12 protein-coding genes are annotated in these 10,880 nt (G+C 65.7%); 8 read left to right on the top strand and 4 right to left on the bottom strand.

The genetic code is table 11. The features are described from left to right. Positions 1 to 2,205: a heavy metal translocating P-type ATPase gene (locus EU800_RS20315; RefSeq protein WP_371685650.1), complete on the top strand. Its 2,205-nt coding sequence runs from the start codon at positions 1 to 3 to the stop codon at positions 2,203 to 2,205. 2 nt (positions 2,206 to 2,207) lie between these two features. Continuing rightward, on the top strand, positions 2,208 to 2,366 hold the full coding sequence (gene ccoS / locus EU800_RS20320; RefSeq protein WP_129635181.1) for a cbb3-type cytochrome oxidase assembly protein CcoS: 159 nt from the start codon (positions 2,208 to 2,210) through the stop codon (positions 2,364 to 2,366). Positions 2,367 to 2,377: 11 nt separating this feature from the next. Here ccoS and EU800_RS20325 read toward each other — a convergent pair whose 3' ends face one another. Together EU800_RS20325 and EU800_RS20330 are read right to left on the bottom strand one after the other, a co-directional pair. Then, on the bottom strand, positions 2,378 to 3,820 hold the full coding sequence (locus EU800_RS20325) for a D-alanyl-D-alanine carboxypeptidase family protein (RefSeq protein WP_129635182.1): 1,443 nt from the start codon (positions 3,818 to 3,820) through the stop codon (positions 2,378 to 2,380). Between the two features lie 182 nt (positions 3,821 to 4,002). Beyond that, positions 4,003 to 4,701, bottom strand: a complete 699-nt coding sequence (locus EU800_RS20330; protein ID WP_129635184.1) for an HAD family hydrolase — start codon at positions 4,699 to 4,701, stop codon at positions 4,003 to 4,005. A 135-nt stretch (positions 4,702 to 4,836) separates the two neighbouring features. Between EU800_RS20330 and clpS the strand changes: the two genes are divergently transcribed. Beyond that, positions 4,837 to 5,160, top strand: coding sequence for an ATP-dependent Clp protease adapter ClpS (gene clpS, locus EU800_RS20335; protein ID WP_165354769.1), 324 nt, complete (start codon positions 4,837 to 4,839; stop codon positions 5,158 to 5,160). Between the two features lie 105 nt (positions 5,161 to 5,265). On the opposite strand, the gene EU800_RS20340 is transcribed toward clpS, so the two are convergent. Continuing rightward, positions 5,266 to 6,201 carry an endonuclease/exonuclease/phosphatase family protein gene (locus tag EU800_RS20340; protein WP_129635188.1) on the bottom strand — a complete coding sequence of 312 codons (936 nt, stop codon included), beginning with the start codon at positions 6,199 to 6,201 and terminating at the stop codon, positions 5,266 to 5,268. 13 nt (positions 6,202 to 6,214) lie between these two features. Beyond that, positions 6,215 to 6,361: a hypothetical protein gene (locus EU800_RS26980; RefSeq protein ID WP_165354770.1), complete on the bottom strand. Its 147-nt coding sequence runs from the start codon at positions 6,359 to 6,361 to the stop codon at positions 6,215 to 6,217. A gap of 175 nt (positions 6,362 to 6,536) precedes the next feature. Between EU800_RS26980 and EU800_RS20345 the strand changes: the two genes are divergently transcribed. From EU800_RS20345 to EU800_RS20365, 5 genes are all read left to right on the top strand, one after another. Further along, on the top strand, positions 6,537 to 7,469 hold the full coding sequence (locus EU800_RS20345) for a DMT family transporter (RefSeq protein ID WP_242500648.1): 933 nt from the start codon (positions 6,537 to 6,539) through the stop codon (positions 7,467 to 7,469). A 227-nt stretch (positions 7,470 to 7,696) separates the two neighbouring features. Further along, positions 7,697 to 8,068 (top strand): 30S ribosomal protein S12, encoded by a 372-nt coding sequence (gene rpsL / locus EU800_RS20350; protein ID WP_129635190.1) that lies wholly within the window; start codon positions 7,697 to 7,699, stop codon positions 8,066 to 8,068. Positions 8,069 to 8,080: 12 nt separating this feature from the next. After that, entirely contained in the window at positions 8,081 to 8,551 is a 471-nt protein-coding gene (rpsG, locus tag EU800_RS20355; RefSeq protein WP_129635192.1) for a 30S ribosomal protein S7, read from the top strand. A gap of 27 nt (positions 8,552 to 8,578) precedes the next feature. Next, positions 8,579 to 10,696, top strand: a complete 2,118-nt coding sequence (gene fusA / locus EU800_RS20360; protein WP_129635195.1) for an elongation factor G — start codon at positions 8,579 to 8,581, stop codon at positions 10,694 to 10,696. A gap of 57 nt (positions 10,697 to 10,753) precedes the next feature. Beyond that, on the top strand, positions 10,754 to 10,880 hold a 127-nt coding region (locus tag EU800_RS20365), incomplete at its 3' end, for a GTP-binding protein (protein WP_242500650.1).

The following is a 10,880-nucleotide window of genomic DNA, read 5'->3' on the forward strand; positions in this document are numbered from 1 at the left end:
ATGTCTGACAGCACCTTCCCCGAGGCCCCCACGGCCTCCGCCTGCCCAGCCTGCGACGCCGCGCCGATGACCCGACGACTGGCGGCGAGCGGAGCGCGGGAGGCGGCGGCCCCCTGTGCGCTGATGCTGTCGTTGCCGGGCGTTCACTGCGCGCTCTGCATCACCACCGTGGAAAAGGCCCTCGCGGCGCAGCCAGGCGTGCGATCGGCGCGGGTGAACCTGACGCTGCGGCGCGCGACGGTGGAGGCCGATCCGGGCGTCCGCGCCGCAACGCTCGTCGCCGCCGTCAACGCCGTGGGGTACGAGGCGCACGAGATGGACGCCTCGGCGCTCTCGACGACTGCCACGGACCGGCAGGGCCGCGAGTTGCTGATGCGCCTCGCCGTGGCCGGCTTCGCGGCGATGAATGTGATGCTCCTGTCTGTCGCCGTCTGGTCCGGCGCGGCGGACGCGACGCGCGACCTGTTCCACTGGATCTCCGGCGCCATCGCCATTCCTGCCGTCGCCTTCGCCGGTCAGCCCTTCTATCGCAGCGCCTGGAGCGCCCTGCGCCACGGACGGCTGAACATGGACGTGCCGATCACGCTCGCGATCCTGCTGGCGCTTGGCACCTCGCTCTACGAGACCGCCCATTCCGGCGAGCACGCCTATTTCGACGCCGCGATCTCGCTGACCTTCTTCCTGCTGGCGGGGCGCTATCTCGACCATCGCACCCGCGCCATCGCCCGGTCAGCGGCCGAGGAACTGGCGGCGCTGGAGGTCGCGCGGGCCGAGCGGATCGGGGAGAGCGGGGACGAGACGGTGGACGTCGCCAAGCTGCGCCCCGGGGACATCATCCGGGTTCGCCCCGGCGGGCGGATGCCGGTGGACGGTGTGATCCGGGAAGGCACGAGCGAGCTCGACCGATCGCTGTTGACCGGCGAGACCCTGCCGGTCTTTGCCGAGGCCGGGCGGGTGGTCAGCGCAGGCGAAGTCAACCTGACAGGGCCGCTCGTGGTCGAAGTGACCGCGGCGGGCCGGGACAGTTCGCTCCACCGAATGGCGGATCTCGTCGCCATGGCCGAGTCGACGCGCAACCGCTACACGTCGCTTGCCGATCGTGCTGCCGGGCTCTATGCGCCCGGCGTCCATCTCCTCTCCCTCGTCGCGGGCGTCGGCTGGTATCTCGCGACGGGCGACGCGCGGCTCGCAGTCAACATCGCCGCCGCGGTGCTCATCATCACCTGTCCCTGCGCGCTCGGCCTCGCCGTTCCAGCGGTGACGACCGCTGCCTCCGGCCGTCTCTTCAAGCGCGGCATGCTCATCAAGAGCGGCACCGCGCTGGAGCGGCTGGCGGAGATCGACATGGTGATTTTCGACAAGACCGGCACGCTGACCCTGGGAACCCCGGAACTCGATGCACCGGACTCCCATGCGCGCGCGGATCTCGCGCTTGCAGCGGGGCTCGCCGCTGCCTCATCGCACCCTCTGTCGCGGGCGCTCGCAGAAGCTGCGGAGCGCGCAGGCATTGCCCCCGAAGCGGTGACGGAGATTGCGGAAGTGCCGGGCTACGGGACCGAAGGGCAGTGGAACGGCCGGCGTGTCCGCCTCGGGCGTGCGGCCTGGGTCGGTGCGGAGCCGGGGGACCGGACCGCGGCCTGGCTCGGAGTCGAGGGGCGGTTGCCCGTCTGCTTCACCTTTGCCGACAGGCTGCGGCCGGGCGCGGAGGAGGCGGTGCGCGGCTTGCGCGCGATCGGGCTCGAGGTAGCACTGATCTCGGGCGACGCGGCGCCGGCCGTCGGAGCCTTCGCCGCGCGGCTCGGTATCGAGGACGTCACTGCCGAGGCGCTGCCCGAAGAGAAGGCGCGGCGCGTGGCCGATCTCGCCGCCGCTGGACGCCGCGTCCTTATGGTCGGCGACGGGCTCAACGACACCGCCGCACTCGCCGCCGCCCATGCCTCGCTTTCGCCGGCCTCTGCGCTCGACGCTGCCCGCGTGGCCTCCGACATCGTGCTGCTCGGCGAGGACATCGCACCCGTCGCCTCCGCCGTGACAACCGCGCGCTCGGCGGTCCACCGGATCCGGGAGAATTTCACGATCGCAACGGTCTACAATCTCGTTGCCGTCCCCATTGCCATCGCCGGATTTGCCACGCCGCTCGCCGCGGCGCTGGCCATGTCGGCCTCCTCGATCACCGTCTCGCTCAACTCGCTGAGGCTGAAGTAGCGATGGATGCGCTGGTTTACCTGATCCCGATCTCGCTCTTTCTCGGCGGTATCGGACTTGTAGCGTTCTTCTGGACGGTCCGCAGCAACCAATATGACGACCCGGAAGGCGACCGCCACCGGATCCTGTCGTCGGAATACGACGACCACCCCAAGGAATAGAACTCGCGCCCTCAGGAACCCGCCGGGCCGAAGGGCACGCAGTTCGTGCCGCGCGCTTCCAGCCGGCGGCAGGCGAGGTCGGCTTGCTCCTGGGTCATGCCGACGAAGTTCGCCTTGAAGCCGCTGTTGTCTTTCGAGACCTTGCGAAGCGCACCGTCAAGCGTCGCCATCTCCTTCAACGCCGTCTTAAGCAACTCGCGCTCTGCCGCGTAGCGCGACGGGTAGCTGCCGACATTTATGCCCCAGTGGTGACCGCCGGAGGTCGAGGCGCGGGTGACGACGATCGGTTCATCCGCCGGCGCCGAGGCGGGGATCACGGCGGCGTAGTCAAGCTTGGGCGGGCGCGCCTTCGGCGCCGGACTGCTCGCCTCGGGATCGGCGGTGGCGACAACATCGGCGGATGTGGGAGCGACGGACGTGGCGGTCGCCTGGGCGATTGCGGCCTCGATGCCGGACTTCAGTGCGATCCGCGTGACAGCGGGAAGCGGTTGCGCAACGCCCGGCCGGCCGAGCGGGCGCACCGACCTGGTGACCGCGCTGGCGACGCGCACCGTCTTGGCGCCTGTACTCTCGGACGTGTTGCCGGAATAAGCCGGCGGGGTAGGCTTCAGCAGGGCTGTTCGACGCGGCGCCTTGCGGAAGCCGAGATCCATGAGTTCCGCGACCTTGGCGTTGCGCGCTGCAGAGGAGGAGGCGCCGAAGACCGTGGTGATGATCCGCACGCCGTCGCGCTCGGCCGAGGCGACGAGGTTGGAGCCGGCAGCGTTGGTGTAGCCGGTCTTGATCCCGTCGGCGCCCTTGTATGCGGCGAGGAACTTGCGGTTGGTGTTGTAGACGGTGCGGATCTTGGCGTCGGTCGAGCGGCGCGAGAAGAGGTTGTAGTATTCCGGGTAGTCGTAGAACAGGTGTCGGCCGAGGATGGTCATGTCATGCGCGGTCGACAGGTGGCCGGGCGTGGTCAGTCCGTTGGCATTCTTGAAGGTGGTACGCGTCATCCCGAGCTTCTTGGCGGTCCGGTTCATGCGCCGCGCGAAGGCGGCTTCGCTCCCAGAGATCGCCTCGCCGATCGCGGTCGCGGCGTCGTTGGCCGATTTCACGGCCGCGGCGCGGATCAGGTAGCGCAGCTCGATCGACTGACCGGCCTTGAGCCCGAGCTTGGAGGGAACCTCGTTGGCGGCCTTCTTGGAGACCCGGACCTTGGTGTCCAGGCCGATCTCTCCATGCTCCACCGCCTCGAAAGCGATGTAGAGCGTCATCATCTTGGTCAGCGATGCCGGGTGGAGCGGCGTGTGCGCGTTCTTCTCGTAGAGTACCTCGCCACTGCGCGCGTCGATCACCATCGCCGCATAGGGCGCTGCGCCGGCACGCAGGCTGGAGCCCAGAAGGACGATGAAGAACAGCAGGAAGAATACGGAAATAACAAGGGCGCTGCGTCCCCGGATGCTCGACGTCATCACGTTGCTTGCCTCTGTCTGCCTCGGACCGCCCTGTTTTCAGGGTCGGATATTGTCATTGCTCATGCACAGCGTAGCACGGCTTTTTGCCTCCGAAAAGTGTTCGATTTCAACGTGTTTCGCGGTGACATTCACGCAACATCACTAGATGTCGCGGGCGCGTTTCCCTCTGCCACAAAATGTCAGCCGACTCGCCGGACCAAAGCGTCGAGCTCGCCGAGATTGTTCAGGGTTACGAAACGGTCATGTCCGGTCGGCGGATCGGCGGCCTCCAGCGCCCAGGCGAGGTCGAAGGGCACATGCACGCCCCAGGCGCCGGCGGCGATGGCCGGGAGGACGTCCGATTTCATCGAGTTGCCGACCATCATCGCGCGCTCCGGTCCGTGCCCGTGTTCGGTGAAGATGCGTCGATAGGTCTCCGGCGTCTTTTCCGATACGATCTCGACCCGATCGAAGACATCGAAGAGCTCCGACTCGGCGAGCTTGCGTTCCTGGTCGAGCAGGTCGCCCTTGGTGACGAGAAGAACGCGGCGGTCCGAGGCCGCCATCGCCTCGACGGCCTCGCGGGCATGCGGCAGCAATTCGATCGGGTGGCGCAGCATCTCCTGCCCGATCTCGAGGATCTGGCCGATGACGGCGGCGGGCACGCGTGATTCGGTTACCTCTATGGCGGTCTCGATCATCGACAGCATGAAACCCTTGATGCCATAGCCGTAGTGCCGGATGTTGCGCGCTTCGGCAGCGAGCAGGCGCTCGTCGAGGCTCTCGCGCTCGGCGTAATCGGCAAGAATTTCGGTGAATCTCTGCTGGGTGAGGACGAAAAACCGCTCATTGTGCCAGAGCGTGTCGTCAGCATCGAAACCGATCGGCGTAAGGTTCATGGCCGCCGTTTACCTTTCTGTCGGGTCGTGGGCTTTGCAGACCGGGCGAGACGCCTATATAACGCGGGTGTATTGCCCTGAACCCCTAGTCCTGATGGAGTGCCGCGCGCCGTGAGTCTCCCTTTCGAGATATCGATGTCCGACAAGGATGGCGACAGGCCGGGTAGCGACACCGGCGTTGCGACCAAGACCAAAGCCAGGACGCAGCGGCCGCCGCTCTACAAGGTGTTGTTGTTGAACGACGATTACACGCCGATGGAGTTCGTCGTGCATATTCTCGAGCGGTTCTTCGGCATGACACACGCGCAGGCTTTCGAGCTGATGTTGGTGGTGCACAAGAGGGGCGTCGCAGTCGTGGGCGTGTTCAGCCACGAGATCGCCGAGACCAAGGTGGCGCAAGTGATGGATTTCGCCCGCCGGCACCAGCACCCTCTGCAATGCACGATGGAAAAAGAGTGAGCGTCTGACGGTCTCAACGCGAGGCCGACGCTTTCACGGACGTTTCCGATTGCGTGCTGCGGACGATTCTTCGATCCATATGATTTGACAGATCTCCGGAACCGCTCAGAGCCCGACGAAATCCACCATGATCGCGGCGTGGTCGCTGGCATGCGGGCGGTGGCGGCCGACGCCGTGGAGTCGCGGGCCGGGGTAGCGGCCTGCGGCCTGCGACATGCCTTCGCGGATCAGTCGCGGGACAGCGTCCGGAAAACGCTCGGCGAGCGCCGGCGAAGCAAGCAGCGCGTCGGGCCGGGAGTAGAGTCCGCGCCTGGCTTCGTGGTACGACCAGCGCTGGCCTTGCGGTCGGCGTTCGAGCAGGTCCACGGCGAAACCGTCCACAAGCGGGGCAATCGACTGTTCCGGCTTTGGCACGCGCGCGTCGGGTTCGTTGAGATCACCGAGGATCAGCCACGCGGCCGAAGCCGGGTCGGCAAAGCGGCGCTCCACAAGACGACGGGTGGCCAACGCCTCGGTGCGGCGGAAGGCGCTTGCGGCGGCGCGGTCGGGATAGGGCGCCTTGAAATGGCTAAGATAGAGGGTGAGCGAGGCGAAGACCGCCTCGACGCAGTCACGGCAGAAGACCGGGCGGTCGGGCGGTTGGCCCGGCGCGGGCGACAGGCCGAGATCGGCCGGGCGCAGGCTGGCGTGGCTGGTGAGGCGCTCCGGCGCGAGGCGGCTCAGGAGCGCGATGTTGCGCCCCATGCCGTCATTTCCGGGAATGCAGAACCGGTGCGGATAGGGGGCGAGTCCGGTCGCGGTGAGATAGGTGTCGTGAAAGAAATCAAGGGTTTCGCGGTCGTGAACCTCCTGGAGCGCGACGATGTCGGCGTCGATCTCGTGCAGGATCGCAGCCGTCAAGCGGCGGTCCGCCCGGTCGATATCGGTGCCTGTGCTCCCGTGCGGCGGCCAGTCGCCGTCGCGGGCGCCATCGAGACGTGCCTCGCCGTCGGCCCCCCGGCGCAGCCGGAGGTTCTGGACGTTGAAGGTCGCGACACGCAAGGCGCCAGCGCGGTCAGGACGCCCGGGCGCATTGCTGCACCGAGAGGTCCTGAACCGGATCGTCGGGGCGGCAGACTTCGCCCGAGATCGGGTAATGCCGGGTATCGGTGCAAGCGGCCCCCAAGAGGGCGAGCACGGCGAGCAAGGTCCTGAGGCGCATCCCGATCCTCCGTAAGGAGCGCAAGCCAAGGCAGCGGGCGAGCGCCCGGCCCCGCTCCGGAACCATACCCGGACCAGGCGGCGCAGATCCATGATGCGTATCAAGTCGCCGCCGGTCCCATTGACAGCGCGAACGCCGTGGTGCACGGGCTCTAGGTAGCTTTTCGAGGTATCAAGTGTCCCCCAACCTGCGCGGTGCGCTCCTCATGGCGGCCAGCATGGCCTGCTTCACAATCAACGACACCTTCCTGAAATCGGTCTCGGACGAGATGTCGATGTTCCAGGCGGTATTCCTGCGCGGCATGTTCAGCACGCTGCTGATGGTCGCCATGGCGGCGGCGACGGGCGGCCTGCGCATGCGCCTCGCGCAACGCGACCGCTGGACGGTCCTGCTCCGGACGTTTTCCGAGATCGCCGCGGCCTATTTCTTTATCACCGCGCTCTTTCACATGCCGATCGCCAACGCCAACGCGATCATGCAGGCGCTGCCGCTCACCGTGACGCTGGCTGGCGCGCTGTTCCTCGGCGAACCGGTTGGCTGGCGGCGGTTGTCGGCCATTCTCGTGGGGTTCCTTGGCGTCATGCTGATCGTCAGGCCGGGCGCGGCGGGGTTCACGATCTATTCGGTCTATGCCGTCTGCGCCGTGCTCTGCGTGACGTTTCGTGACCTTGCCGCCCGGGCGGTCTCGGTGGAGACACCTTCGATGACCGTTGCTGTGGCCGCTTCCGCCGGAGTCTGGCTCTTTGCCGGAATCGGTGTCGCGGGCGAGGAGTGGCAGCCGGTTTCCGCGGGCGCGATGATAAATCTCGCGGGGGCATCGGTGATGATCGTCGGAGGCTATTTCTTTTCCATCGCGACGATGCGGGTTGGAGCGATCGCGGTGATCGCGCCGTTCCGCTACACCTCACTGCTCTGGGCGCTCTTGCTCGGGTTCGTGGTGTTCGGCGAGTGGCCGGACCCGGTGACGCTCGCGGGGGCCGCGCTCGTGGTCGCGACGGGCATCTTCACCTTCCGCCGGGAGCGGAAACTGGCGCGGGAAGCGGCCTTGCAGACCGGGCAGGGCCGAGCGAGAGGGCTGGATGTTGACAACCCTGCCGATTCTCTCTAGAGCACGGCCACTCGGTCGCGGGGATTCCGTTTGACCGGCCCTACAGAACTGAAGTGGACAAGATCCGGGCCTCAGGCCCCGATCCTCTGAAAACCCACCCGCGTCGTTTCCGCGTACGAGGAAACGCCCGCGGCTTTTCGCCTTTGCGGACGCGCAATGTGCGGATGAGAGAATAATCCCTCGCGGAACGCGCGAGACGAAGAAGAAAGCTAGACTGGGGAACCGGAATGCCGACGATCCAACAGCTGATCCGCAAGCCGCGGCAGCCGAAAGTGAAACGATCCAAGTCGCAGCACCTTGAGCGCTGCCCGCAAAAACGCGGCGTGTGCACGCGCGTCTACACCACCACGCCGAAGAAACCGAACTCGGCCATGCGGAAGGTGGCGAAGGTTCGTCTGACCAACGGCTTCGAAGTGATCAGCTACATCCCCGGCGAGAGCCACAACCTGCAGGAGCACTCGGTGGTGCTGATCCGCGGTGGTCGTGTGAAAGACCTTCCCGGGGTGCGCTACCACATCCTGCGCGGTGTTCTGGATACCCAGGGCGTCAAGGACCGGAAGCAGCGCCGCTCGAAATACGGCGCCAAGCGTCCCAAGTAAGGAGAGGCATAGATGTCCCGTCGTCACGCTGCCGAGAAGCGCGAAGTCCTGCCTGACGCCAAGTATGGCGATAAGGTTTTGACGAAATTCATGAACAACCTGATGATCGACGGCAAGAAGTCGGTCGCGGAGCGCATCGTCTACAACGCGCTCGACCGGGTCGAGAGCAAGCTGAAGCGCTCCCCGATCGAGGTGTTCACCGAGGCGCTCGACAACGTCAAGCCGTCGGTCGAGGTTCGCTCCCGCCGGGTTGGCGGCGCGACCTACCAGGTGCCCGTCGAGGTTCGCATCGAGCGCCGCGAGGCCCTCGCGATCCGCTGGCTGATCGAAGCCAGCCGCAAGCGCAACGAGAACACGATGGAAGAGCGGCTGGCCGGCGAGCTGGTCGACGCCGTCAACTCCCGCGGCACCGCCGTGAAGAAGCGCGAAGACACCCACAAGATGGCCGACGCCAACAAGGCGTTCAGCCATTATCGATGGTAATTTTACTCTACGCCTAAGGACCCTCCCATGGCCCGCGACTATCCTCTCGACCGATACCGCAATTTCGGCATCATGGCCCACATCGATGCCGGCAAGACCACCTGCTCGGAGCGTATTCTCTATTACACCGGCAAGTCCCACGCCATCGGCGAAGTGCATGACGGCGCGGCGACGATGGACTGGATGGAGCAGGAGCAGGAGCGCGGTATCACCATCACCTCGGCGGCGACGACCACCTTCTGGGAGCGCACCGAGGACGGCAAGACTCCGGACACGCCGAAGCACCGGCTGAACATCATCGACACGCCCGGCCACGTTGACTTCACCATCGAGGTCGAGCGGTCTCTGGCTGTTCTCGACGGTGCCGTTTGTGTTCTGGACGCCAATGCGGGTGTCGAGCCCCAGACCGAGACCGTCTGGCGTCAGGCCGACCGCTACCACGTTCCGCGGATCGTCTTCGTCAACAAGATGGACAAGATCGGCGCCGACTTCTTCAACTGCGTCCGCATGATCGAGGACCGGACCGGCGCGCGTGCGGTGCCCGTCGCTCTGCCGATCGGCGCCGAGAACGAGCTCGAGGGCCTGATCGACCTCGTGACGATGAAGGAATGGCTCTGGAAGGGCGAAGACCTCGGTGCCTCCTGGGTGCAGGTCGATATCCGCGACGAGCTGAAGGATGTCGCCGAAGAGTGGCGCGGCAAGATGATCGAGGCCGCCGTCGAGCAGGACGACGACGCGATGGAGGCCTATCTCGAGGGTGAGGAGCCCGACGTTCCGACGCTGCGTGCGCTGCTTCGCAAGGGCACTCTGGCGCTGGAGTTCGTTCCGGTTCTCGGCGGCTCCGCGTTCAAGAACAAGGGTGTGCAGCCGCTGCTCAACGCGGTCATCGACTACCTGCCGAGCCCGCTCGACGTGAAGGACTACATGGGCTTCAAGCCGGGCGACGAGACCGAGACGCGGAACGTCGCGCGCCGCGCGGACGATGCCATGCCGTTTGCCGGCCTTGCGTTCAAAATCATGAACGACCCGTTCGTCGGCAGCCTGACCTTCACCCGCATCTATTCGGGCACCATGAAAAAGGGTGACTCGATGCTGAACTCGACGAAGGGCAAGCGCGAGCGCATCGGCCGGATGATGATGATGCACTCGAACAACCGCGAGGAGATCGACGAAGCCTTCGCCGGTGACATCATCGCGCTGGCCGGCCTCAAGGACACCACGACCGGCGACACGCTCTGTGCGGTCAACGATCCGGTCGTCCTCGAGACGATGACCTTCCCCGACCCGGTGATCGAGATCGCCGTCGAGCCGAAGACCAAGGCCGACCAGGAGAAGATGTCCCAGGGCCTACAGCGGCTTGCCGCCGAGGATCCGTCCTTCCGCGTCGAGACCGACATCGAGTCGGGCCAGACGATCATGAAGGGCATGGGCGAGCTTCACCTCGACATCCTCGTCGATCGCCTGAAGCGCGAGTTCAAGGTCGAGGCCAATATCGGTGCGCCGCAGGTGGCCTATCGCGAGACCATCGGTCACGAGATCGAGCACAGCTACACCCACAAGAAACAGTCGGGTGGTTCGGGCCAGTTCGCCGAGGTCAAGCTGGTCATCGCCCCGACCGAGCCGGGCGAAGGATACTCCTTCGAGAGCAAGATCGTTGGTGGCGCGGTGCCGAAGGAATACATCCCCGGCGTCGAGAAGGGCATTAAGTCGGTCATGGACTCGGGTCCGCTGGCCGGTTTCCCGGTGATCGACTTCAAGGTTGCGCTGGTCGACGGCAAGTTCCACGACGTGGACTCCTCGGTCCTGGCCTTCGAGATCGCCAGCCGGATGTGCATGCGCGAAGGTCTCAAGAAGGCCGGCGCGAAGCTGCTCGAGCCCATGATGAAGGTCGAGGTGGTCACACCGGAGGAATATACCGGCGGCATCATCGGCGATCTGACCTCGCGTCGTGGCCAGGTCTCCGGGCAAGAGCCGCGCGGCAATGCGGTCGCCATCAAGGCCTTCGTGCCGCTTGCGAACATGTTCGGCTACATCAACACGCTGCGGTCGATGTCGTCGGGCCGGGCCCAGTTCACGATGCAGTTCGATCATTACGATCCGGTACCGTCGAACATCTCCGAAGAAATCCAGGCCAAATACGCCTAACAACGACAACAATCGGGTGCCCCGCGCGGACACCCGCTGCAAGACAAGGAGGCCATCATGGCAAAGGAAAAATTCGCACGCACGAAGCCGCACGTGAACGTTGGCACGATTGGTCACGTTGACCACGGGAAGACGACGCTGACGGCGGCGATCACGAAGTATTTCGGGGAGTTCCGGGCCTACG

Source organism: Tropicimonas sp. IMCC6043 (assembly GCF_004146235.1).
GTDB lineage: Bacteria > Pseudomonadota > Alphaproteobacteria > Rhodobacterales > Rhodobacteraceae > Tropicimonas.

Bases quoted from the DNA above. Each gene is read 5' to 3' on its own strand.
- EU800_RS20315 (WP_371685650.1), top strand. From the start codon at position 1: ATGTCTGACAGCACCTTCCCCGAGGCCCCCACGGCCTCCGCCTGCCCA.
- ccoS (WP_129635181.1), top strand. From the start codon at position 2,208: ATGGATGCGCTGGTTTACCTGATCCCGATCTCGCTCTTTCTCGGCGGT.
- EU800_RS20325 (WP_129635182.1), bottom strand. From the start codon at position 3,820: ATGACGTCGAGCATCCGGGGACGCAGCGCCCTTGTTATTTCCGTATTC.
- EU800_RS20330 (WP_129635184.1), bottom strand. From the start codon at position 4,701: ATGAACCTTACGCCGATCGGTTTCGATGCTGACGACACGCTCTGGCAC.
- clpS (WP_165354769.1), top strand. From the start codon at position 4,837: ATGTCCGACAAGGATGGCGACAGGCCGGGTAGCGACACCGGCGTTGCG.
- EU800_RS26980 (WP_165354770.1), bottom strand. From the start codon at position 6,361: ATGCGCCTCAGGACCTTGCTCGCCGTGCTCGCCCTCTTGGGGGCCGCT.
- rpsL (WP_129635190.1), top strand. From the start codon at position 7,697: ATGCCGACGATCCAACAGCTGATCCGCAAGCCGCGGCAGCCGAAAGTG.
- rpsG (WP_129635192.1), top strand. From the start codon at position 8,081: ATGTCCCGTCGTCACGCTGCCGAGAAGCGCGAAGTCCTGCCTGACGCC.
- fusA (WP_129635195.1), top strand. From the start codon at position 8,579: ATGGCCCGCGACTATCCTCTCGACCGATACCGCAATTTCGGCATCATG.